Source organism: Sorangium sp. So ce128 (assembly GCF_051525245.1).
Taxonomy (GTDB): domain Bacteria; phylum Myxococcota_A; class Polyangia; order Polyangiales; family Polyangiaceae; genus Sorangium; species Sorangium cellulosum_B.
In genome coordinates, this window is record NZ_CP150313.1 from 12,693,702 (window position 1) to 12,717,336 (window position 23,635).

Annotated in this window: 20 protein-coding genes; 12 read left to right on the forward strand and 8 right to left on the reverse strand. The window is 70.3% G+C overall.

What is annotated here, in order from left to right:
• Positions 1 to 109 precede the first annotated feature (109 nt).
• The gene (locus WME82_RS48080; RefSeq protein WP_437855632.1) at positions 110 to 805 is read right to left on the reverse strand and encodes an HAD family hydrolase; all 696 of its coding nucleotides are present in this window, start codon (positions 803 to 805) and stop codon (positions 110 to 112) included.
• Positions 806 to 1,190: 385 nt separating this feature from the next.
• On the opposite strand from WME82_RS48080, the gene WME82_RS48085 reads away from it, so the two are divergent.
• The 3 genes from WME82_RS48085 (at position 1,191) to WME82_RS48095 (ending at position 3,330) form a co-directional block, all read left to right on the forward strand.
• Positions 1,191 to 1,430, forward strand: coding sequence for a helix-turn-helix transcriptional regulator (locus WME82_RS48085; RefSeq protein ID WP_437743136.1), 240 nt, complete (start codon positions 1,191 to 1,193; stop codon positions 1,428 to 1,430).
• Between the two features lie 329 nt (positions 1,431 to 1,759).
• Entirely contained in the window at positions 1,760 to 2,350 is a 591-nt protein-coding gene (locus tag WME82_RS48090) for an RNA polymerase sigma factor (protein WP_438040807.1), read from the forward strand.
• Positions 2,347 to 3,330: a hypothetical protein gene (locus tag WME82_RS48095; protein ID WP_438040808.1), complete on the forward strand. Its 984-nt coding sequence runs from the start codon at positions 2,347 to 2,349 to the stop codon at positions 3,328 to 3,330. Before WME82_RS48090 ends, WME82_RS48095 begins: the two co-directional genes overlap by 4 nt.
• 138 nt (positions 3,331 to 3,468) lie before the next feature.
• On the opposite strand, the gene WME82_RS48100 is transcribed toward WME82_RS48095, so the two are convergent.
• From WME82_RS48100 to WME82_RS48110, 3 genes are all read right to left on the reverse strand, one after another.
• A complete protein-coding gene (locus WME82_RS48100) occupies positions 3,469 to 4,569 on the reverse strand; it encodes a hypothetical protein (RefSeq protein WP_438040809.1) in 1,101 nt (366 codons plus the stop codon).
• Positions 4,570 to 4,665: 96 nt separating this feature from the next.
• Complete coding sequence (locus WME82_RS48105; RefSeq protein WP_438040810.1) at positions 4,666 to 4,800, reverse strand: hypothetical protein; 135 nt, start codon at positions 4,798 to 4,800, stop codon at positions 4,666 to 4,668.
• A 240-nt stretch (positions 4,801 to 5,040) separates the two neighbouring features.
• Complete coding sequence (locus WME82_RS48110; RefSeq protein ID WP_438040811.1) at positions 5,041 to 6,321, reverse strand: glycoside hydrolase family 43 protein; 1,281 nt, start codon at positions 6,319 to 6,321, stop codon at positions 5,041 to 5,043.
• A 406-nt stretch (positions 6,322 to 6,727) separates the two neighbouring features.
• On the opposite strand from WME82_RS48110, the gene WME82_RS48115 reads away from it, so the two are divergent.
• The 7 genes from WME82_RS48115 (at position 6,728) to WME82_RS48145 (ending at position 16,799) form a co-directional block, all read left to right on the forward strand.
• Entirely contained in the window at positions 6,728 to 8,446 is a 1,719-nt protein-coding gene (locus tag WME82_RS48115; RefSeq protein WP_438040812.1) for an Ig-like domain-containing protein, read from the forward strand.
• Positions 8,447 to 8,449: 3 nt separating this feature from the next.
• A complete protein-coding gene (locus WME82_RS48120) occupies positions 8,450 to 10,804 on the forward strand; it encodes a PKD domain-containing protein (protein WP_438040813.1) in 2,355 nt (784 codons plus the stop codon).
• A complete protein-coding gene (locus WME82_RS48125) occupies positions 10,801 to 12,216 on the forward strand; it encodes a c-type cytochrome (RefSeq protein WP_438040814.1) in 1,416 nt (471 codons plus the stop codon). Before WME82_RS48120 ends, WME82_RS48125 begins: the two co-directional genes overlap by 4 nt.
• A 125-nt stretch (positions 12,217 to 12,341) precedes the next feature.
• Positions 12,342 to 12,674: a hypothetical protein gene (locus tag WME82_RS48130; protein ID WP_438040815.1), complete on the forward strand. Its 333-nt coding sequence runs from the start codon at positions 12,342 to 12,344 to the stop codon at positions 12,672 to 12,674.
• A 194-nt stretch (positions 12,675 to 12,868) separates the two neighbouring features.
• Positions 12,869 to 14,209, forward strand: coding sequence for a PAS domain-containing protein (locus WME82_RS48135; RefSeq protein WP_438040816.1), 1,341 nt, complete (start codon positions 12,869 to 12,871; stop codon positions 14,207 to 14,209).
• Positions 14,210 to 14,419: 210 nt separating this feature from the next.
• The gene (locus WME82_RS48140; protein WP_438040817.1) at positions 14,420 to 15,691 is read left to right on the forward strand and encodes a phosphatase domain-containing protein; all 1,272 of its coding nucleotides are present in this window, start codon (positions 14,420 to 14,422) and stop codon (positions 15,689 to 15,691) included.
• Positions 15,692 to 15,758: 67 nt separating this feature from the next.
• Entirely contained in the window at positions 15,759 to 16,799 is a 1,041-nt protein-coding gene (locus WME82_RS48145) for a hypothetical protein (RefSeq protein WP_438040818.1), read from the forward strand.
• A gap of 61 nt (positions 16,800 to 16,860) precedes the next feature.
• Here WME82_RS48145 and WME82_RS48150 read toward each other — a convergent pair whose 3' ends face one another.
• Positions 16,861 to 18,033, reverse strand: coding sequence for an aminotransferase class V-fold PLP-dependent enzyme (locus WME82_RS48150; protein WP_438040819.1), 1,173 nt, complete (start codon positions 18,031 to 18,033; stop codon positions 16,861 to 16,863).
• A gap of 100 nt (positions 18,034 to 18,133) precedes the next feature.
• On the reverse strand, positions 18,134 to 18,880 hold the full coding sequence (locus tag WME82_RS48155) for a helix-turn-helix domain-containing protein (RefSeq protein WP_438040820.1): 747 nt from the start codon (positions 18,878 to 18,880) through the stop codon (positions 18,134 to 18,136).
• Between the two features lie 42 nt (positions 18,881 to 18,922).
• Here WME82_RS48155 and WME82_RS48160 point away from each other — a divergent pair, with 42 nt between their 5' ends.
• Positions 18,923 to 20,194, forward strand: coding sequence for a cytochrome P450 (locus WME82_RS48160; RefSeq protein WP_438040821.1), 1,272 nt, complete (start codon positions 18,923 to 18,925; stop codon positions 20,192 to 20,194).
• Here WME82_RS48160 and WME82_RS48165 read toward each other — a convergent pair.
• Positions 20,116 to 21,312, reverse strand: a complete 1,197-nt coding sequence (locus WME82_RS48165) for a hypothetical protein (protein WP_438040822.1) — start codon at positions 21,310 to 21,312, stop codon at positions 20,116 to 20,118. The two genes, WME82_RS48160 and WME82_RS48165, sit on opposite strands and share 79 nt — an antisense overlap.
• Positions 21,313 to 21,803: 491 nt before the next feature.
• On the opposite strand from WME82_RS48165, the gene WME82_RS48170 reads away from it, so the two are divergent.
• On the forward strand, positions 21,804 to 22,523 hold the full coding sequence (locus WME82_RS48170; protein ID WP_438040823.1) for a hypothetical protein: 720 nt from the start codon (positions 21,804 to 21,806) through the stop codon (positions 22,521 to 22,523).
• 16 nt (positions 22,524 to 22,539) lie between these two features.
• On the opposite strand, the gene hisC is transcribed toward WME82_RS48170, so the two are convergent.
• On the reverse strand, positions 22,540 to 23,622 hold the full coding sequence (gene hisC, locus WME82_RS48175) for a histidinol-phosphate transaminase (protein ID WP_438040824.1): 1,083 nt from the start codon (positions 23,620 to 23,622) through the stop codon (positions 22,540 to 22,542).
• Positions 23,623 to 23,635 lie beyond the last annotated feature (13 nt).

Genomic DNA, 23,635 nt, shown 5'->3' on the forward strand with positions numbered 1-23,635 from the left:
GCAGGCGGCGACGTCCTGCGCGTGCGGGGAGGGAGGCTGGCCGCGCGTGCAGGCCGGCCGCGCGCGCAGATCCGACGCGCACGCCGACCCGACGCGCGCGGGTGTGCAGCTAACGAACGGTGGAGAGCCTGACCGTCGCGTCGCGCCAGCGGCGGAGGACGTCCCAGAGCTCTCCCATGGTACGCAGGAGCACGTCGGGGTGGGCGTCGAGGAGCTCGTCCTGCGATGCGAAGCCGCCGAGGACGGCGATCGACCGCGCGCCTGCGCGGCGAGCGCACTCGATGTCCTGGGGGCCGTCGCCGACCATCACCATCTTGTGCGGCTGGACGCCGACGCGCGCCGCGAGGTGGAGCAGCGGCGCCGGATCCGGCTTCTTGGCGGCGACGTCGCCGCCCGCGACCACCGCGCGGAAGCGCGCGCCGACCCCGAGCGCGGCGAGCACCGCGTCGGTGGTCGAGCGCGGCTTGTTCGTGCAGACGCAGAGCGCGAGATCGCCGAGGTCCGAGAGCCTCTCGAGCATCTCCTGCGCGCCGGGCATCCAGCGGGTGAAGTCGAGCGGGTGCCGCGCGTAGTAGTCGAGGAAGTGGCGGAGGACGTCCTCGACGCTCTCGGATGTCTCGGGGAGCCTGGCCGCGCGCGCACACAGCGCACGCGCGCCGTCGCCCACGTACCGGACGATCACCTGCCCTGGCAGCGGGGCCCGGCCCGTCGCCACCAGCGCATGGTTCACCGCCGCCACGATGTCGCCCCGACTGTCGATCAACGTACCGTCCAGGTCGAACACGACCACCGTGGGAGTGAGCATCGCCAGAGAGCCTACGCTGGCGCCCTCGCTGACGGAAGGTACGGCGAGCACCCTGATGTCGTAGAAACCGGACTATGTGTCCATTAATTACGACTCCATGTATAAAATAATTGACATTGGTTCGCCGGTCAGTTACGTGGTTCGAGGTGTCAGCGATCCCTCCGGGGATCGCTGACACCTCGAACCAGCGCGGCCGCGGAGCGGGCGCCGGGGCGCGGAGCGGGGCGAAACCGCGAGGAAACAGAGCCGTGGCCGCGCGCGTGAAGCGGCGCAGACGTCCGGCCATCCGCGGCCGGATGTGCGGCAGGCGGAGCTCGCCTCCTGCGGATGGGGAAGGACGCGCTGCCTCGGAGGGCGAGATGACGTTCAAGGAATGGAACGCGGCATGGGCAAGGGGCAACCTCGGATCACGAACGTCATCCGCACGCTGAGGTTTCAGGCGGGCGAGATGACACAGGCGGAGCTGGCCGAGAAGGTCGGCGTCACCCGTCAAACCATCGTCGCCATCGAGCAGGGCCGTTACTCGCCCTCCCTCGAGGTCGCCTTCCGCATCGCGGCGGCCTTCGGCGCGCCGCTCGAGCACGTCTTTCAGTGGAAAGGTGACGCGTCGGGCGAGCGGGGTTGAGAACAACGGTGCTTGCCCGTGTCGAACAAGGGCACAAGAAAGGAAGCGTCGTCGTGACCGCGAGCGCCGGCGACGACGAAGGCGCTGCGCGCGCGGTCGTGCTCCATGCGTGAGGCGACGCGGATGCAGTACGAGGAGCCCACGCCCAGCGCGCTTGTGCGCGTCGACGTGCAATAAGGACCGCAATTTCCGCTGGCGCGGCGTTCATGCTTGTTCGAACGCTCGGCGCAGCTCATCCACGAAGTGCCCGCGGTCACCAGATGCTGCTGCTCCGTGCTGGCTTGTCGATTTTGTGATCGAGTTGTCTCGATCCGGAGATTGCACAAGGCGTGAGCCGTGGTGAAGCGCTGACCCTGATGCAGCTCCCCGCCGCAGTTCCGCCCGACAGCCGGGCGGCGGCCGGGCGCCTCACCGGGCTCGTGATGGAGCATTCGGCGTTCGTCTGGCGCTCGCTGGTGCGGCTCGGCGTGCCGCGCGCCGACGCGGAGGACGCGGCGCAGCAGGTCTTCCTCGTGGCGGCCCGGCGGCTCGGCGACATCGAATCGGGCCGGGAGGCCGCGTTCCTGTTCAGCACGGCGCTGCGGATCGCCTCGCGCGCGCGGAGATCCCAGCAGCGGCGCCGGGAGGTGCTGGAGGAAGCGCCCTGCGAGCGCGTCGACCCGGCGCCGGACCCCGAGGAGATGATGGATCGCGCTCGCGCCCGCGCGACGCTCGATGCCATCCTCGACACGATGCCCCTCGAGCAGCGCGCTGTCTTCGTGCTGTTCGAGCTGGAGCAGATGACGACGGCGAACATCGCGGCGCTGCTCGATCTTCCGGCAGGCACGGTCGCGTCTCGCCTCCGCCGGGCGCGCGAGCACTTCCAGGCCGCCGTGAGGCGGATAGAGGCGCGGGCCCATTTCCGAGGTGAATCGCCATGACCGATCCCGAGCGCCTTCTGGACCAGAAGGGGAGTGCTCTGCGAACGACGCTCCTCCGCGCGGCGCTCGACGAGAGTCCGCCGAGCGGCTTGACCCGGCGAATGCTCGTCGCGGTGGGTGTCGGCGCCGCCGTGACGGGGACGGGGGGCGCGGCCGCAGCGGCCACGGGGGGCGCGGGCGCGGCAGGGGGCGCGGGCGCGGTAGGGGGCGCGGCCGCGGGGGCGGGGGGCGCGGTCGTGGCAGAGGGCGCGGCCGCGGGGACGGGGGGCGCGGTCGTGGCAGGGGGCGCGACCGTGGGGGCGGGGGGCGCGGCCGCGACGGGGGGCGCGGCCGCGGCGGGGGCGAGCGCCGCGCTGAAGGTGGCGAGTGTGGCGGGCGGGAGCGGGATCTTGAGCGCGCTCGGGATCGGGGCGCTCGCGGGGGTCCTCACGCTTGGGGTCGCCGAATGGACGCACGTCGACGCGCCGATGCCCGCGAGGCGCGCTCGGGAGGCGTCCAGCGGGCCGGCTGCGCTCGTCGCGCCGCGCGCACCTGGCGCGGCCGAGGTGGAGCTGCACGAGCGCGCCCCGGACGAGCGAACGGACGACGCTCCGCCCATGGCCGCGCCCGCCGCCACGGCGCCTGCCGCCACGGCGGTGAACAGCCCGCGCGCACGCGAAAGGAACGCGCCGACGCTGGCCTCCGAGCTGGCGCTGCTCGACACCGCGCGGCGCGCGCTGCGACGCGGCGATCCGGCGGCCGCCCTCGCGCTCCTGGCTCGCCACGCGCGCGAGTTCCCGAGCGCTCAGCTCTCCGACGAGGCCGCCGCGATCCGCGTCGAGGCGCTGGCGAGCAAGGGGGATCGCGCGGGCGCACACGCGGCGGCGCGGCGCTTCCTCGAGGCACACCCGGGCAGCCCTCACGCCGATCGCGTCGAGTCGGCCGCCGGACTCGACGCGCGCAAAGGAGCCGCGCAGCGGAGGAACGGACCCGCAGAGTGATACGAAAAGAGGCATCGCCGTGGCATGGTGGAAGGCCGCGCCCCACGCGCTGCCGTTCCTCGACGCGCTCGCTGCCCGTCGCTCGGAGCGCCCATCCGGCGGTGGATGGTCAGGGGGCACCCGACCTTGGTTGGTCCCCTACCGCGGGTTCACGATCGAAATCTGGAACCACTCGCCCACCTTGCCGGAATACTGGGATATGCCTCCGACGACACCGGGCCCGCACAGGTTTCCTTCGGCGCCGTTCGTATCCCGCGGTCCCATGACGTTCCACACCGAGGAGCTGCAGTCCGCTGCGGTCTCGGTCAGATGGAAGTGCGCCAGGCCGCTGCCCGCGCTCCAGTACAAGAAGTTGTATTGCGGGTAACAAGAGGTCCCGAAGCAGTCGACGCAGCCAGCCGGCCAGTGCATGATGTCCTCCTCCCCGGCCACGACCTCTTCCTTTGTCGTGAAATAATAGGTCATCTCGCTGATCTGCTCCTGGCTGAAGCCCACGCTCGCCAGGCTCCAGCGCAACGTCCCGCAATCTGCACATTCTCTGCATTCCAGCACGATGTCGTCCGCGTCTGTCGCATCCGCGAGCACGACAGCAGGCCACATGGCGGGGATGTCATCGCCGAGCGTGTCGGTGAACTGTGCCGCGATGCCCGGCGGCGCGCAGAGGGGCAGCCCCTGACATTCCGGATCGGCGCAATCCGCGAGCCCGTCCTCATCGTCATCGTAGCCGTTGCCGCAGGCTGCGTCGGTGTCCTCGCGCGGCGCCGCCGCGTCGTCGACGCCGATGACGATGTCGATGCTCCCCTGACCGACGGAGACGAGCTCGTCGTCGGCGCGGAACTGGAACACGACCGTCGATGTCGTGCCTTCGTTGATGAAGACCTGCAGCGGGTTCGGCGACGTCAGGACCGCCTGAACGGGCTGGTAACCGACGCCGGTCCACCGCTCGAGGACCCAGTAGGGCTCGAGGTATACGTCATAGTGGCCGACCGGAAGCACCTCCGTGATCACCGGCGCCTCGATCGAGCCATCGACGAGCCGGTTCGTCGGACCGTGGAGTTCGAACCATGCGTTCGACAGGCGGTACGTCGCGCCCGTGACGCTGGTCCCGACGAGGGCGAGGCTGATCGAGCCGACCTCGGACGCCTGCCCGACGCCGTCCGGCGTCTCCGCTCCACAACCCACCTGCATCGCAAGAGCAGCGAGGACGGAACATACGAAGAACTGGCGCAAATGTCTCATGATGACTTCATATCAGAGACGCTTGCGCAGGAGAAGCAAGGTCGCCGGACGCGCGATCACGACCGATTACGACCGATCACGACCGATCACGACCGATCACGACACGCGCCTCGCCAGGATCACGGCATCGACGCCCGTCCCCGCGACCGCGCGCGGCCGCTCCTCGGCCACCGTGTGCTCCCACCCACTCGGATCGAGCGCGGCGACCGCGCTCTCGACGGAGACTTGCACCTGACTCGCGATTCTTCGCGCTTGGATGCTCATGGAAAGCTCGTGGCCGTCCCACCGTACAGCCACGCTGCACGCGCTGGTGGATAGATACCGCTTCACCTCGCCGGCGGCGTGTTCATCGGCGCAGGGCTATGACGGCGACCGCCAGGGCGAGCCCGAGCCCGGTTGCGAGCGGATCCCGCGCCTCGATGCTGGCGACGAGCAGCTGCTCTGGAGTCAGCGCTTCGCGCGCCGTGCAAATCACCTGTGTGTCGGGACGATCTTCCGGATCGTCCCGTCATCGTTGAAGTAGGCGCGATCGACGCACGTGGATCGCCGATAGCTACCGCCGGTCGGCAGCGCGGCGTCGTGGTACGTGAGGTAGCTGGCCCCTTTGAACTCGAAGAGCGACTGGTGAATGGTGCTGCTGTTCGGCACCGGGTCCAGGATGACGCCCCGATGTTGCCACGGCCCCTCCGGCGACGTGCTGGTCGCGTAGGAGATGCTCTCCGGGAACCCCGAAGCGTAGGTCAAGTAATAGAGGCCGCCGTGCTTGGACAGATAAGGCGCCTCGGTATAGCCGGGGATGTTCTTGAGCACGTGAATCTGGACGCCGCTGATGCTGCGGTTCTGCATCTTCCCGCTGCCGTCGGTCGTGTAGGCCTCACCCTTCAGGTGGATCATGTCGTCCTCGAGCTCGACCCAGTACAGGATCCCATTCCCCCAGTACATGTAGGCCCGGCCGTCGTCGTCGATGAAGACCGTTGGGTCGAGGTTTCGCCACGAATGGTCCGCCGTGCCGTCGGTGTCGGCCAGGAAGATGAGCGGGATCCCCCGTGCGTCCTTGAACGGCCCTTCCGGCTTGTCCGCGACCGCGACACCGATCGAGATCCCGTAACCGGACTGGCCGCCCTCCACCGGCGCGTAGAAGTAGAACTTCGGGTTGCCGTTCTCGTCGTCGCGTTCGACCACCTGAGCCGCATTGGCGTTGCCCGTCGAGTCGCCGCCGCGAGCCCAGGGGAACACATTGTAGCGCGTCACCGCGCCCTTGTTCTCCCAGTGGATCATGTCGGACGACGTCCAGAGGCGATAGTCGAACATGCGGTAGCCCTCTGCACCCTGGGCCTGCTCGTCATGGCCGGTATAGAGGTAGACCTTGTTGTTCCAGACCATGGCCGCGCCGTCTGCGGTGAAGATGTAGTCTCCGGGACCGCTGGTCGGATCTGGCGCATCGTACTTGATGACGGGGTTGTCGAACTCTGTCGGGGGCGGCGTGCTGCCTGCGCCGCCGCCGCCTTCCGCGCCGCCGCTGCCGCCTGCCCCGCCGCTGCCGCCTGCCCCGCCGCTGCCCACCGCGCCACTGCCGGCGCCCTCACCGCCGCTGCCGCCTGCGCCGCCGCTGCTCGAGCTATTGCTGGAGCTCGATGACGACGTTCCTGGACCGGAGGCTGCCGTGTCCGGCTTCTCCTCCCCACCGTCGCAAGCCCCGAGCCATGCCGAAAGTACAAGACCAGCAATCAGCTTCGAACGAGCGTAGTCCATATCGAGCTCCTACTCATCAGCCTGTGCAACACGACGACGGCAGCGACGGCGAGCACCATCACGCCGAGCTGAACCGTGTGAGGGGCCAGTCCCCAGCGGAAAAATGTGAGCGTTCACATTTGCGACGTCAATAGAAAGCCGGCGCGGGGATGTCCTCGATCCCGAGCAGGGCGTCGCGGCGCCGGATTGCGTCAAAACGTGTGCAGCGGATCGCGCTTGACAGTCCAAATGTGAACGTTCACAATCTAGCACTCTTAACCGATTCATTTACGGGGGCGCGTCGCGCGTTCGTGTGCCCGTGTGTCCGCGCGATCGCGGTGGGTGCTGTCGGCTCCACGTTCCGGCGGGGCGGCCACCTGTCATGACCCACGCGCCACAGAAGAGGTCAGGGATGCATTCGAAGAGGATGGGACTACGTTGGTTCGGCTTTTCTTCGTTCGCCGCCCTGCTCGCGGCGTGTTCCGGCGGGGACCTCAGCTCACCGGAAGGAAATGACGGCGGTGGCTCCGGTGACACCACCTCCGTGGTGGCAGGCAGCGGCGGCGCAGCCCCAGCGCCGGCGGCGGGAGCCACGAGCAGCAGCGCCACGAGCAGCAGCGCCACGAGCAGCGGCGCCACGAGCAGCGGCGCCACGAGCGGATCGGGTGGAGGCGTCACGACCGGAAGCGGCGGCGCGGGCGGAATCGACCCGGACACGACCACCGCGCCGGAGGGCAAGATCCCGAACATGCCCATGCCGGCGAACAAGATCAACTTGCCGCGCAACAACTGGCGAGACGGCCTGGTGTCGCCGACGCTCGAGGCGGGCCACCACCAGAACCAGCCGATCGTCATCAACGGCTACGTTCAGGGCGCCGGGAACGCCGAGATCGTGTTCTACGACATCGCCGATCCGAGCAATCCGAAGATGCTCTCGCGCATCCAGAGCCCTGGCTTCGATCCCAGGGGAGGGCCCAAGGGCGTCGGCGAGGCGGAGTCGCACCAGACCTCGCTCGCCCGGTACGGCAACAAGTTCTACCAGGTCACCACCGCGGGCACCGGCGTCGACATCTGGGACGTCACGGACGCCCACGCGCCTCGTCACGTGACGCTCGTCCGGCTCGAGGGCGTCAACTATGGCGACTTCACCGACTCCGTGTGGGGCATGTACTGGCAGGGCAGCGTCATCTACGTCGGCGGCACCAACACGGGCCTGCACATCCTGGACGCAGCGGATCCCGAGAACGTGCGGTTCGTGAAGAAGATTCCGATATCGCAGTTCGGCGGCGTGAGCGCCGGTCCGCTGTGGGCCGTCGGCAATACGCTCGTCATCACGACGCCCAAGGACAACGGCGGCATCGCGACGATGGACATCAGCGATCCGATGAACCCGGTTGCGCTCGACTTCATCACCCCGAGCAAGAGCTACATCTGTGGCCTGTACGGCAAGCACGTGTACGTGCAGTCGCCGCTGCGCGTGTGGGACGTGCTGACCGATCCCACCAACATCGGCTCGGCCAATTCACCCATCGCCACGCTGCCCGACTCGGCGTTCAGGGCCAAGGGCTACCCCGCCGGATCCGAGTACATGAGCTTCTCCGACGGCTATATGTTCCTGGGTCACCTGCGGCCAGATGCCGGCGTCTCCAAGATCGACGTGCACGACATCAACCGGATGTCGATCAGCAGTCGCATCTGGGGCCGGCTCGAGTTCGAGAACGGCGACGACCAGTTCTCGATCCCGGTCGGCAGCCTGCTGGTGTTGGCCGACGACGAGCTGCCCTACCGCGGTATGGTCATCGCCGCCCACTCCACGGATCCGGACAGCACGCCCCCGGCGGTGGACACGGTGTTGCCGAAGAACGGGGCGACGGGTGTGACCAGGAAGTCGCGCATCGGTCTCAGCCTCACCGACAACCTCGAGCTCGCCACGGTTCACCCGGGCAGCTTCATCGTCCGACCGGTGGGCGGCGCGCCGGTGAAGGGCACGTTCGGCCTGTACATGGGCATCCTGAACTTCGACCCCGACGGGGACCTGATGCCGAACACGACCTACGAGGTCGTCCTGCCGAAGGACGGCGTGAAAGATCTCGTCGGCAACGGGATCGCGGCCGAGTTCAAGTCGACGTTCACGACCGGTCCCTGAGCCATGCGCTCGCTGCGGAGGGTCCTTGGCCTGGTCGGTGGCATCTGCTGGGCGGCGGCCTGGCCGGCCGAGGCGCACGCCGTCACGGCGAGCATCCCCGAGCGCGCGCCTTCGCTCGTCGGCGAGCCCGTCACGTTCGACCTGACGATCGGTGACGCGGTCGGCCCCGTGCAGGTGCGCTGGGACATGGGGGACGAGACGCGCACCGAGTTCACGGTCGACGACGTGCAGCAGGTCCACACCTACGCCGCGCCCGGCCACTACCCGGTGCTGGCGACGGTCAAAGACGATGTCGGGTTCACCAGCGTCGCGTTCGTGCACACGGTGCACCGGCCGCTCGTCACGGGCAACGCGGCGGGCTCGACCGATCTCGTCTACGACCAGCCGAACGCGAAGGTCTACACGGCCAACTACGAGAACGACAGCGTGAGCGTGCTCGACGCGAGCGCGCTGACCAGGCTCGCGGAGGTGCCGGTGGCGCGCGGCCCGGTCGGGCTCGCGCTCGCGGCGGAAGGCAAGCTGTGGGTGCTGCACCGCGACGCGCACTCGCTCTCCATCATCGACACCGCGTCATTGGCGGTGGAGCGCGAGGTCATGCTGCCGTACGCGTCGCAGCCGATGGGCCTCGCGATCAGCCCGACCGGGGACGCCGCGTACGTGACGCTGATGGCGGTCGGCAAGCTGCTGAAGCTGGACGTGGCGAGCGGCGCCGTCGTGGCGGAGCTGGTGCTGGGCGGTACGCCGCGGGGCGTCTCGGTGTCGCACGACGGCTCGCAGGTCTACGTCACGCGCTTCATCTCCGAGGACAGCCACGGCGAGGTGGCGCGCATCGACGCGGCGACCTTCCAGGTGAGCACGCGCTTCGAGCTCGCGGCGGACACCACGACGGAAGACACGGATCAACAAGGGCGTGGCCTGCCGAACTACCTGTTCTCGGTGGGGCTCTCGCCCGACGGCTTGTTCGCGTGGGTGCCAGGCAAGAAGGACAACATCTTCCGTGGTCCATTCCGCGATCAGCTCGCGCTCACCGACGACAACACGGTGCGGCCGCTCGTGGCGCTGCTCGACGTCGCGGAGGGCGTCGAGGACGTCGCGCGGCGCATCGATCTGGACGATCGCAACCTGCCCAACCAGGTCGTGTTCACGCCGCTCGGCGACTATGCGTTCGTCAGCGTCGCCGGCTCGGCCCTGGTGGAGGTTCGCGACGCCTACACGGGCGAGTTCGTGACCGCGCTGAAGGAGACGGGCTTCGCTCCGCGCGGCCTGGCTCTGACCGAGACCGACAAGCTGTTCGTGCACGCATCGCTCGGCCGTACGGTGGCGGTCTACGACGTCGCCGACGTCGTCAGCTCGCACGACCTCATCACCAAGAAGCTGGCCGACATCCCGACCGTCGCTGCGGAGAAGCTCGACGCGCAGGTCTTGCGCGGAAAGCAGCTGTTCTTCAACTCAGCCGACATACGCATGAGCGATCAGGGCTATATCAGCTGCGCGTCGTGCCACTTCGACGGCGCGGAGGACGGGCGAGTCTGGGACTTCGGCAGCGTGGGGGAGGGGCTTCGCAACACCGTCTCGCTGGTCGGACGGCGCGGCACGGGCCACGGCAACGTCAACTGGAGCGGCAGCTTCGACGAGATCCAGGACGCTGACGACAACATCCGCGACCTGTTCGGCGGCAAGGGCTTCCTCGGCGCCGAGCAGCTCGCCGTGGGGACCGTCGCCACGCCGCGCGGCGACAAGAAGGCCGGCCTGAGCCCCGAGCTCGATGCGCTGGCCGCCTTCCTCGTCTCGCTCGACACGTACCGCCCGAGCCCCTTCCGCAACGCCGACGGCTCGCTCACCGAGGACGGCGTCGCGGGGCGCGCCATCTTCGAGCGCCTGGGTTGTGGATTCTGCCACACGGGTCCCGACGGGACCGACAGCGCGCGTGGCAAGCTGCACGACGTCGGCACCGTCAAGCCGTCTTCCGGGATGCGCGCCGGTGAGCCGCTGTTCGGCATCGACACGCCGACGTTGAACGGCGTGTGGGAGACGGCGCCGTACTTGCACGACGGCTCCGCGCCGACGCTGCGTGACGTCCTCGTCACGGCCAACCCCGAAGATCGTCACGCCTTCACCAGCGGGCTCAGCGAAGCCGAGCTCGGGCAGCTCATCGCCTACGTGCAGCAGCTGGACGGCTCCGTCGAGCCGGAGCCGAGCGAGGAGGATGACGGCGCGGGTCAGGCGCCGAGCAAGGACTTCTTCAGCTTCGGCTGCAGCTTGACGGGCGGGCCCGGCGACCGTCGCGCGCCGCTCCTGGCGTTCGCGCTCGTGGCCGGGTTGATGACGTTCGGCGCCCGCCGCAGGAGGCCCGCGTGAGACACCTGCCGAACCTGTGCATGGTTTCGCTGCTGCTGACGGCGTGCGTCGGCCAGATCGGCGAGGGCGCTGCCACGGACGAGGCGGTGACCGACATCGATTGGGGCACGCTGCCGCCCGTGAGCGCTCCCGACCCGGAGCTGTCGGCCCTTCCCACGCGCGAGGCGCAGCACCGCGCGCTCTGCGCGACGCCGCGCGGCGACAGCTTCTGGCAGGCGGTGTGCGCCACGCCGCGGCCGAGCATCACCGACTTCGCCAGCTTGCTCAGGGTCGCGAAGCTCGACCAGGATCGCGCCTTCGCGCTCACCGGCAACTCCACCTCGCTGGTGAAGAGGGCCGTCTCCGCCGTCAATCCGCGCATCATCGTCTTTCCGCGTGTGACCGAGATGCGCGAGAAGCCGGCTGAAATGACCGCGCTCGGCTTCGTTCGCGGGGAGCCCTTCGTCGAGGTCGTGAGCCGCGACCTCTCGACCGGTGACTACAACTTCTACCTGTTCACCTTCGAGCGGCAGTGTGATTACGATGGCAGCTGCGATCTCGCGAGCGTGCTCACCGAGGAGATAGAGCACGGCTGGACCGCGTTCAGCGTTTACAGCGAGGAGGACGTCGAAAATACGTCGCTCGACTGTCGCTCGTGCCACCAGCCCGACGGCCACGGCACGAAGAAGATCTTGCGCATGCAGGAGCTGGAGTTCCCCTGGCTGCACTGGTTCCCGCAGCGCTTCGTGCAGCGCACGGAGTCCGATCGGGTGCTCACGCCGCAGTTCCTGGAAGCCCACGCGCTCGACGCGCAGTACGGCGGCATCCCCATCGCGACCATCCAGAATGCCATCGACGAGGGCAGCGGCGCGCAGCTCGAGGCGCTGCTCGTCGCCGAAGGCCAGGCGGCGCAGCCGAACGCGTTCGACCCGCGCATCGAGGCAGAGGTCAAGGCCGGCTCGTCGAGCCCGACCTGGGAGGAGCAGTTCGCCGTGTCGCTGGCGGGTGATTCGATTCCGGTGCCTTACCCGCTCGTGGACGTGACGGATCCGGCGCTCCGCGCGGCGCGGATCACCTCCTACCTCGACGTGGTGACGGGCGCGGCCCCGCGACAATCCCTGCTCGATCTGCGCGACCTCTTCTCCGCAGACGCGAAGGTGAAGATCGGCCTGGTGCCGCCGCCGGGGGCGAGCGGGCGCGCCGTGCTCACGCAGCTCTGCTCGCGCTGCCACGACGGTCGCGGGAACCCGGCGCTGAACCGCGCCAGGTTCAACGTGAAGAACCTGGACGGCATGTCGCGAGAGACGAAGGACAAGGCCATCTTTCGCTTGCAGGAGCCCGCGACCTCGCCGCTGCGCATGCCGCCGTGGCGCGCCGCCGACGAGCTGCCCCCCGCGGAGCTCGCCGCGGCCATCGAAGAGCTGGCCAAGTAGCGCCGCCCGCGTGACCGCAGCGCGCCAGTTTGTGATTGACGTCGGAAATGTGAGCGTTCACATTTGGCGCTCCAGGACCTGCATTGCCTTGCCCCGCTTCGCGCTGGCGTGACGGCCACGAGGCCGTGGCCACCGTCGTCTCCATCCACGGCCACGTCGCGACGGCGGCCCTGCACGGGCCCATGCTGCAGACCAGCGGAACGCAGGACACGATCGGGCTTCCGATGCAGCAAAAAACGTACGACATGTCCCAGACCCAGACATTCCTGGCGACGGTGATGGGCGCGGATCACGGGTACATCACGCGCGACGTGGGAGGCGTCGAGCGGCGAGCGATCGTGGCCTGGCTCCGTTACTGGATCTACCAGGACGCCGGCGGGAAGCACTGTTTCTACGGTGATGATTGCGTGATGTGCACCTCCCCCTGGGTGAATCCCCAGCGCAAGAACTGGGAATGACCTCGCGCTGAGGGAGACGGCACGACCCCATCCACCATCGGAGACGCGCAGCCCCGCGCCCATCCCGTTGGTCAATCGGGGAATGTCGCGATTCACAGCGTCGTAGTGTGCCGGCGTACGGATCTCGCGTACTCTTCGGGGATGTCGACCTTGCCACCCCGGGCGCGCTCCGGATACAGTTCAGCACCTAGCGAATGACAGATGAGGGATTAGGGGAGATCGGGCGGCTCAGGGCAGAGATCGCAGCGCTGCACGCGCGCGTCGAGGAGCTGGAGAGCGCGCTGGCGGAGCGGTCGAGCGGCGGCGCGGCCGAGGGAGCAGCGCGGCCGGACGCGGTGAGCGTGGACGCTCACGCCGCCTTCGGCGCGCTCGCGTGGCTGCTCACACCGGCGCCGGCGCTGATCCACTGGCGTCCCGATGGCATGGTGACGCGCTGGAGCGATGGCGCCGAACGTGTCTTCGGCTGGAGCGAGGGCGAGGCCGTCGGCCGCAGGCTCTCCGAGCTCGTGGGCGCAGATCCCGTGTCCCCGGACGCGGTGCGTGCGCTCATGCTCGACTGGACGGAGAACCGGTTCGCCTCGGCCACGAGCGAGGGCAGGACGAAAGACGGGCAGGCGCGCCTCCTCCGGTGGACCCACGCGGTGCTGCGCGACGACCGCGGCGGCGCGCGTGAGATCGCGGCGATCGTCGAGGACGCCGGCGACCCCCCGTGGAGTGAGCACGTGCTGCTCGGGCGGCTTCAGCTGCTCCTTCAGCTGCTGGACCACTCGCGCAATTCCATCTTCGTCAAGGACACAGGCGGGCGCTACGTCTTCGTCAACCGAGCTCACGCCGAGGTCCTCCAGAGGCACGTCTTCGAGGTCATCGGCAAGGATGAATACGAGTTGAGCCCCCTGGCCCCCGAGGCCATCGAGGAGGTCGTGGCGAGAGAGCACGACGTGATGGCCGGGGGAAAGGCGATGCAGTACGAAGAGGTCCTGCTGCTCGGCGACACGAGTATTCATTTCTCCACCGTCAAGTTCCCGATCCTCGACGGGCGTGGCGAGCCGATCGGCCTCGGCGGCGTCGTCACCAACACCACCTCGCTGAGGCACGCGGAGGCCGAGCGGGCCGCGCTGCAGGAGAAGATCATCGTCGCCCAGCAGGCGGCCCTCCGGGAGCTGTCCACGCCGCTCATCCCGATCGCCGACCGGGTGGTGGCGATGCCGCTCGTGGGGACGATCGACAGCGCGCGCGCAGCGCAGATCATGGAGACGTTGCTCTCCGGCATCAACAGTCAGAGCGCACACACCGCGATCCTGGACGTCACCGGCGTGCGCGCGGTCGACGCGCACGTCGCCGATGCGCTGACGCGGACCGCGCGCGCCGCCCAGCTGCTCGGCACGCGCGTGGTGCTCACCGGCGTGCGCTCGGAGGTGGCGCAGACGCTGGTCACCCTCGGCGTGGATCTGTCCGGTATCACCACGCTGGGCACCCTGCAAAGCGGCATCGCGCACGCCCTCCGCCACTCTGGGCACCAGCGGTCAGCGGGTTGAGTCCGTCTGAAAGAGCAGTAGCTCGGACCGCCTGGCAGCCGTGCGCGTCGTCTGGAGCCATGGTGCGACCGTCGAGGTGAACGCGCAGTGCGATGTAGGCTGCTGCGCGGACGCCGCCGGAGGGGCGGGCGGCAAGGCGCGTGGTCGGTCGGCGGGAGCTGGCCGGGAGGCTACCAGCGCCCGCCGGATCGGTTACGTTGTCAGGACCCCATGACGATCGACACCTCTCCCGACGCGCCCATCCCGTCGGTGCTGTCGAAGCTCGACGAGATCCGGCAGCGCATGGCCTCCCACACCGATCGGGACGACGAGCGGCGGGTCCTGGAGATCCTCGCGGGCTCGACCGCCGTCGAGCTCGACCAGCTGCTCCTCCAGCTCGATCTGCCCGCGCTGCTCGGAGACGTCGACGATCGCCTCATCGGCCCCGACAACCGTACGGCGCTGCTCGATCTCCTGACCGCCGGGCGCCTCGGCGACCTCGGGATCCCGGCGCGCGCGGCGCTCATCTCGGCGCTGCAGCGCGGCCGGACGGGTAGCCTCGACGAGCAGGCGCTGCGCCGCCTCTGGCTCGGCACGCGCGGCGCGGACGTCACGCGGCTCAAGAACGCGCTCGACGGCCGCGGCGGCTACCGCGACCTTCACCAGCTCTTCTACCACGATATCGACGACGACTCCCTGCGCGAGGAGCTCCTCGCCCACTTCGCGCGAGAGGCGGTCTCGGCGTCTGGCTCCCATTCGGGCTCAGGTTCCGTCTCGGTGCGCGAGGTGAAGGTCCTGTCCGATATCGACGATACGTTCTACGCGAACTGGAAGGACGCCCGGTACCCGAAGAAGACCGTCTATCCCGGCGTCCTGCAGTTCTATGCGGAGCTCGACCGCGGCCCTGGCCCCGTGCCCGGGCGAGCCGGCGATCTGACCTTCGTCACCGCCCGGCCGGGCGACCGCCTCGGCCTCGTGGAAGACGCGACGATCAAGGCGCTCGCCGAGCGCGGTCAGCTCACCGCGACCGTGCTCGCGGGCTCGTTCACCCGCCTCATCGGCAACCGCACGATCGCGGAGAAGAAGCTCGAGAACTTCCTCGAGTACCGGCGGCTGTACCCGGAGTACGATTTCGTCTTCGTCGGCGACAGCGGGCAGGGCGATATCCACTTCGGCCAGCGCATGCTCGAGCTCGCGCCGGAAGTGGTCAGGGCGATCTTCATCCACGACGTGGTCGCGACACCCGATCTCGCGCGGAGGGAGCTCGCGACCTCCGGCGTTCACCTGTTCGATACGTACATCGGCGCCGCGCTCGTGGCCCTCGAGCTCGGCCTCGTCGGCCCCGAGGGCGCGGCGCGCGTGGCCGAGGCCACGCTCGCGGCGCTCGCCGCGATCCCGTTCCCGTCGCACGCGGACCAGGAGCCGCGCCGCCTCGAGATGGTGCGCGACGTCGCGCGGCTGAACGAGGCGCTGCCGCCTTCGCTGCGGACAGGACAGCCGTGAAGAGAGGGTATCCGGCTAGCCGCGCCGAGAGCCGCCCGGGCCTCGGAATGGTAGACTGACGGGCATCATGGGCGGCGAGGGACGTCTGCTTGCGTGGTTCTTCGAGGCCATGGCGCGCCATCAGCCGGACGACGCGCTCTCGTTCACAGAAGCACAGGCGAACTTCACCTCGGTGCTGAAGGGCCTCATCGCAGTGGAGCGCGGCGGCGGGATGGTGTTCGGGTGGGTGCTCTCCGGCGAGCACGCCGATGCGGTCGTGCGCGCTGCGCTCCCGGCGCTCACGGAAGCGGCGCTGGCCTGGCGCGCGTACTTCGAGCGACGTCATGGCGCGCGCGGGCGCCAGGAGGTCGCCCGCATCGCCGCCGCACTCCGCTACACGCCGTTCCTCGACCGCGGCCCCCTCCGCGCCGACGCGGGCGTCGACGAGGCGCTCGCGGGGCTCATCGACGCCTGCCTCGACCCGCGCCACGCCGCGCCGCGCGCCGACGGGCCGGGCGCGGCGCCCGCGGACGACCGGCTCGGCGACACGCTCCGTGGCGCCATGGCGCTGCGCGACGCCTCCTCGCCGTGCGCCGGCCGCTCCGTCGCGGTGAAGACCCCCTCTCCGGATCGCCTTCGCGACGTGGCCGAGGTCGAGGCGCGCCACGGGGCATTTCACCCGCAGATCGAGGCGCTCTACGCCGCCATCGACGGCCTGGCGCTCCTTGATTCGGCCTCTCCGCCGTCCCGGGTGCCGTGGCCCGCCGCTCTCCCGCCGGGGGCGCTTGTCCTCGTGTCGCCGCTCGCGTGGGCGAGCGCCGTCCGTAAATCGAGCTCATCGAGCGCGATGGGCGAGATGCAGCTCCTCGTGCTTGCCCGGCTGCCAGAGCGCATGCTGCCCAGGGAGTCCGAGCGCGGCGTCGAGTTCACCGTGAACCTGTATCTCGCGTTCCGCGTCGGAACGGCGGAGATCTACCTGACGGACGAGGCCTATGGCTCCCCTCCGCTCTTGCTCGCGCGCGATGTGGTGACCTTCTTTCGCGCGATCCGCGGCGCGGCCCCGCGGCTGGAGGGCGTCCTCGCGGCCCTGGCGAAGGCGCTCGGCGGCGGCGCGTCGCAGGCTGGCTGATCCCGGGCCGCGTCGCCCTCGCGGAGGCCGCGCGAAGGACCGCCCCGAGCCTCCCCCTCGCTCAGGCCGCGGCGAGCGCGGCGACGAAGCGGTCGATCTCGGAGTCGTCGTTGTAATAATGGACCGAGGCGCGCACCAGATCGGGAATCCCGCGATCCTCGAAATCGAGCAGCGTCCCCGCGGCGGTCGATACGCTGACATGGATCGCCTGCGCGCCGAGCCGCTCCTTGATGGCCGTGGCGTCCTCGCAGGTCCGGGTGAAGGTCACGATGCCGCAGCGCTGCTCGCCGAGGTCGCGCACGGTGACCCCGGGGATCTCGGAGAGCCGCGCGCGCAGGCGCTCGGCCAGCGCACCCACCCGGTCGCGGATCGCGGGCAGGCCCAGCCGGAGCGCATACTCCGCGGCCGCGCCGAGCCCGAGCCGGCCGGCCACATAACTCTCCCAGTTCTCGAAGCGCCGGGCGTCGGGCCGCAGCTCGTAGCGATCCGGCGCCGTCCAGCGCGCCGCGTGGAGATCGAGGAACGGCGGCTCCAGCCGGTCGAGCAGCGCGCGCCGGACATAGAGAAAGCCGGTGCCGCGCGGCCCGCGCAGGTACTTGCGCCCGGTCGCCGACAGGAGATCGCAGCCGATCGCCTCGACGTCGATCGGCAGCTGCCCCACCGACTGGCAAGCATCGAGCAGGAAGGGCACGCCCGCCGACCGGGCGCGGCGGCCGATCTCCTCCGCCGGATTGACCAGCCCGCCGTTCGTGGGGACGTGGGTGATGGCGATCAGCTTGACCCGCTCGTCGAGCAGGCGATCGAGCGCGGGCAGCGATACCGCGCCGCGCTCGTCGCTCGGGATAGGGACGATCTCCGCGCCGGTGCGCCGCGCGACCTGCAGGAACGCGATGTAGTTCGAGGCGTACTCGGTCCGCGCGGTCAGGATGCGATCGCCAGGGCCGAAGCGGAGCGAGTAGAACGCCATGTCCCAGGCGCGCGTGGCGTTCTCGACCAGCGCGATCTCGCCGGGCGCCGCGCCGATCAGCCGGGCGATCGCGCCGTAGACCGCCTCGATCCGCTCGCCCGCCTCCGCCTCGGCCTCGTAGCCGCCGAGGGTCGCCTCGCGGCGCAGGTGCTCGACCACCGTGTCGACCACCACGGCCGGAGGCAGCGAGGAACCCGCGTTGTTGAAGTGAAGGACGCTGGCGCAGGCCGGGGTGTCGCGGCGCAGCGCGGCGATATCCATCGTCATGACGTCGTCTCCTCGAGAGGCCGACACGCTGCCGGCTGGGCAGCTCCACGTCAATCGCGGCGGCCGCCGGCGGCAGCTCGGCGGCGCCGCGCGGTGAGGGCTATTCCATCAGCCCGCTGCGCAGCTCGCTCGGGGAGTAGCCGAGCATGCGGCGGCAGGTCCGCGAGAAGTGCGCGAGGTCGGCGAAGCCCGCGGCGTGGGCGGCGCCTGTCGCGTCGAGGCGCGCGAACGCCCCGAGCGCGACGAGCAGCCGGCGCCATAGCTGGAAGGTGCGGATGGGCAGCCCCACGTCGCGCACGAACAGCGCCTGCAGGTGCGCCTCGGAGACCCCGGCGCGCGAGACCGCGAGGCGCCGGTCCGCGGCCGGATCGCGCAGGGCCTCGAGGACGCGGGCGACCCGCCCATCCAGGGCGATGCGCGGCGACTCCCTCGCGAGCCAGGACGCGACCTCGCGCGCGAGGCCGCCGAGCACGTCGGGGCGCGACAGGGACGCGCGGTGCGCCGCCACGGCCCCGTCGAGGCGCGAGAGGAGCCGGCCTTCGAGCGGACAGGGGCCGCCGCGCAAGCGCGCATGAGCCGCCACGTGCGGCATCTCCTGGGGGTCGTACAGGAACCCGAGCGTCGGTCCGGGGCTCGCGGCGGCGTGCCACAGGTCGGGGGGCACCACGACCGCGCGCCCGCGCACGACCGCGCCGCCCGGCTCGGTCACTGTCACCTCGCGCTCGATCCCCACCAGGATCGCCGCGCCGTGCTCTGCGTGGAGGGTCGACCTCATCGCCGTCGAGGCGCGCACCGCGAAGGCGTCCGCGATCACGGCGCCGATCCGGGATTCGTTCAAGCGGCCCACGTGCCCTGATCCTACCCTGGCCTCCGCTGGAGGTCGTGAGCGATGAACCTGTTCTCGGAAGAGATGCGCCGCAACCCTTACCCCGTGTACGACCAGCTCCGGAGCCGCTCTCCCGTGCTCCACTACCCGCCGTCCGACTCGTGGATGATCTTCGATTACGACGGCGTGAAGCGGGCGCTCCACGATCACGAGGCGTTCAGCTCGGTCGTGTCGCCGCCGGGCACCAGGACCGCCGAGTGGCTCATCTTCTCGGACCCTCCGCGCCACACCAAGCTGCGCGCAATCATCATGCGAGCCTTCACCCCGCGCGCGGTCGCGGGGCTCGAGCCGCGCATCCGCCGGCTGTCGCGCGAGCTCCTGGACCGGACGATCGAGAGCGGCCAGATGGACCTCGCCGAGGACTACACGGTCCCGCTGCCCCTCCTGGTGATCGCCGAGATGCTCGGCGCCCCGATCGCGGACCAGCCGCGGTTCAAGCGCTGGAGCGACGCGATCCTGGACCTCAGCACCACGGTCTCCGGCAGCGAGGAGGCGGCCCGGGCGCTCGACGAGTTCACCGCGGTGACGGCCGAGATGCAGGCCTACCTGAGAGGCCTCATCGAGCAGCGGCGGGCGGCGCCCGAGGATGACCTCCTGACCAGGCTCGTCGAGGCCGAGGTGGACGGAGAGCGGCTGAACGAGGACGAGATCCTGGGCTTCTTCCAGCTCCTCCTCGTGGCCGGCCACGAGACGACAACCAACCTGATCGGCAATGCGATGCTGTGTTTCCTCGAGAACCCGGACGAGCTCGCTCGCCTCCGGGCCGCGCCCGATCTGCTGCCCTCCGCGATCGAGGAGGTCCTGCGTTACCGCTCGCCAGTCCAGGCGATGTTCCGCGTGACGCGGCGCGATGTCCCGATGCACGGCCAGGTGATCCCGGCCGGCAAGGCGGTGCTGGCGATGATCGGCTCAGCCAACCGAGATTCGCAGCAATTCTGCGACCCTGACCGCTTCGACATCGCGCGCGATCCCAACCCGCACATCGCGTTCGGGCACGGCATTCACTTCTGTATCGGGGCGCCGCTCTCGCGCCTCGAAGCCAGGGTAGCGCTGGCGGATCTCGTCGCGCGGCTCGGCGGCCTCGAGCTCGCGAGCGACGCGCCGTGGGAGCCGCGCCGGGCGATCCACGTGCACGGCCCGACCCGCCTGCCGATCCGCTTCGCGCCGGGGCCGCGCCTCGGCGGCGCCCCGGGCCGTCAGGGCGCCCGCAGCGAGGCGGCGACGTCGAGCAGCGGCCCGAGCGCCTTGTCGTCCGCGGCGCCGGCGAAGAGGTGAACCCTCAGGCCCTTGATCTTCGGGTGCGGCAGGATCGCCTCCGCCATGACGCGCGTGGGGCTCATGGGCCATACTTGCCAGCTCATCGCCTTTCCGAACACCTTGCCTGGCCTGAGCGTGGGAGTCACCTTCGCCTCGTTCTGGTTGTACTGGAACGACGGGTGGTCACCGACATAGATGCCTATCGCGGACTGCGGCGCGCCGAGCTCCGCGGGCAATCGCACGCGGTGCACCGTGAAGTCCGGGCCGCGCTGCAGGGCGGTGCTCGCGCCTGCCGGGACCTTCACGAGGAAGCTGTCCTCGCTGCCCTGTCCCTTGATGGCGCGCTCTCCTCCGCCCGCGTCGATGCGCCGCGGTCCCGCGCTCACGGTGGCGGCGATCGCGCGCGCGAAGGCCGTGCAGCGGGGCAGCTCGCCGGGCGTCTCCGGCAGATCGCCCGCGCCGGCCGCGAGCGCGCTGCAGCCCGCCGCGTCCTTCGCGGCCGGAGGATTCACGTAGAAGGCGAGCCTCTGAACGAAGCCGTCCGGGTGCAGGACGTACAGGCCGAGCACCGGGATCGCGACGCTGCCCCGATTCGTGCTCCCAGGGAACACGGCCCAGGCCCTGAGCTGCTCGTCGGACAGGCGGAGCGGCTCCACCGTGGCGCTGCCCCCGGGGAAGTCCGCGGCCATCGCGGCGCGCACGCCGCCCTCGGGGTCCTTGCCGCCGAGCGCGAAGAGCTCGGAGGCCATCATCACGAAGCGCTCGTCGCCGGCGTCGAGCACCACGCGGGTCTCCTCTTCGTCCGGCTCCGCCGCGGCCATGATCGAGCGCGCGCGCGCCTCGATCCGCGCCCCCTCGGGCAGCCGGACCGCGAGGCGACCCGAGAGCAGCGAGGTGGCCGGCCGCTTGCTCAGGAAATCGGGCGAGGGCGCCGCGGGGCCGGGCGAGGCCTGGGTCGGCGCGGTCGGCGCCTCGCCCTGCGCCGCGGGCGCGGGCGCCTCGCCCTGCGTTCTGGCTGGCGCCTTGCCCGGCGCGCCGCCGCTGCCGGAGCACGCGGCGCAGGCGAGGAGGGCTCCGCAGGCGAGCGCGAGCGCGGAGGGAAGGCGGGAGAGGCGGGCTCGACGAACGCGGCGCATGGAGCGCGACCGTAAAGCACCGTTTGCCAGCGGGCAATCGCGCTCGCGGCCGCGTGGCACGAGGCGCTGAGGGCGGCGCGCGCCGCGAGCGTCTCGTGGCATGGATCGCTCGGTCGCGCGGTCATCCGGCGTTCGTGATGCCTGCGGGACTGATGCCCGCCTGCCTCACCCGTCCTGCTGTGCGGTCCGGCGAAGCCAGCGGACGCGCCGCGATCGGCCGTCAGGTTCGCGGCGGCGCCGCGCCGACGAGCCCGTCCGGGCCGGGCTGGCGCGTCGCGCGTGGCGCACGGCCGGCGGTGAGGGGAGGACCGTGGCGTCATCGCCGCTCCTCGCACCGGTGGCACCACCATTGCTGAATGGGATGGCGCTGATGGCGCTGATGGCGCTGACGGCGCCAACGCCGACCGCACGAACGACGCTGACGGCGCCCAGCGGACCGCCGTCCCGCGGCCCTGGTGGGCGATCGGGATGGGCCAGGCATGGAGGATTCGATGAATGACCAGACCTCCGTCGAGGTTCTTGTTCCACGTGAGATGTCGCCGGATCAGAGACAGCGCCTCATCGACGAGCTCTATGGCTTACGCCGCGTGATCTTCGAGGGCGCGCAGAGGGAGAAGAGCTTCGCCACCCACGTCATCGACGCTGGCGCGGAGCACGGCGCCGTCGTGGTCCACAGGGGCGCTGGCGGCCAGATCACCGGCTATTTCGCGGCTCAGATCATGGATCCGGAGCCTTCCGGCGCGCAGATCGCGATCTTCCGCGGCGAGTCCGGGGCGCTCGGCGAGCACGTCGGCGACGATACCGTCCTCCGCCACGTCCTTTTGCGCCTGATCCGGTACATGCTCGCCCACCCGGGTCGACCCGTGTTTTGCCTGTGCTCGATGGCTCACCCGTCGAGCTATGCGCTGTTCTCGCGCTTCGTCGACATCGCGCGCACGAGCCCGCCGGAGGGCGCGGACGAGCTCATGTCCAGGCTCGCCTCCTCGTTCGACCCGGAGGTGAACGATCGAGGTAGCCCGTTCGTCTTCGAGGTCGGGCAGACGGCGGCCGAGCCGGCGGGCGGCTGCGACTTCCTGCACGTCTACGAGAACCCATCGGCGCGCCCCGGCGCCGCGGAGGAGCGCGAGCTCATCACGCTCGTGCCGTTGCGCCTCGGCGGCATGCTGCGCGCCGCAGCGCGCTGCGCACCGCCGGAGGCGAGGCGCTGGTAGCGCGCCGCTCGCCGGGTCAGCCCAGCACTGCGGACAGGCTGTCGAGGAATCGCTGGTTCTCGCGCTCGGTGCCGATGGTGACCCGAAGGCTGGTCGGCAGGTTGCCGAAGGGCCGCACGATGACGCCCTTCCGGAGCAGGGCGTCGTACACCGGGCGCGCCGGCCGACCGACGTCCACGAGCACGAAGTTCGCCTGGCTCGGCGCCACCGAGAGCCCGAGCCGCGTGAGCTCGCGCGTGAGCCGGTCGCGCTCGCGGAGGTTCAGCGCGCGGCTCTTCTCGACGTGCTCGGCGTCGTCGAGCGCCGCGACGGCGGCCGCCTGCGCCAGCGCGCTCACGTTGAACGGCGCGCGCACCCGGTTCAGGTAGTCGATGAGCTGCGTCGGGCCGACGGCGTAGCCGACGCGGAAGCCCGCCAGGCCGTAGATCTTCGAGAAGGTGCGGAGCACGAGCAGCCGCTCGCGGAGGCCGCGGAGGCGCATGGAGTCCGGGAAGTCCGCCGCGTCCGCGTACTGGATGTACGCCTCGTCCATGACCACGATGACCTCGGGCGGGACCTCCTTGAGCAGGCGCTCGACCGCGGCGCGGCCCACGTGCGTGCCCGTCGGGTTGTTCGGGTTCGCGATGAACAGGAGGCGCGTCTTCGGCGTGACGGCCGCGGCCATGGCCTCGAGGTCGTGCCGCAGGTCGCGCAGCGGCACGGCCGTGAACGGGACGCCGTAGGCGAGCGCGGCGAGCTTGTAGACCACGAAGGCCGGGTCGGCGAACACGATGTGCGACCCGGGCGTCGCGAACGTGTGCACGATCAGGTCGAGGAGCTCGTTCGAGCCGTTTCCCTGGACGATCTCCTCCATCGTGACGCCGTGGACCGCCGCGAGCCGCTCGCGCAGCCGGTACGCCGCCCCGTCCGGGTAGAGGTGCACGTTCGCGAGCGCCTGGCGCGCCGCCTCGAGGGCGCGCGGGCTCGGGCCGAGCGGGTTCTCGTTCGAGGCGAGCTTCACGGCGTCCGTCACGCCGAGCTCGCGCGCGAGCTCATCGAGCGGCTTCCCCGTCTCGTACGGCGAAAGCAGCTCGACGGAGGGCAGAACTAGCGCAGACATAGCGCGCACCCTA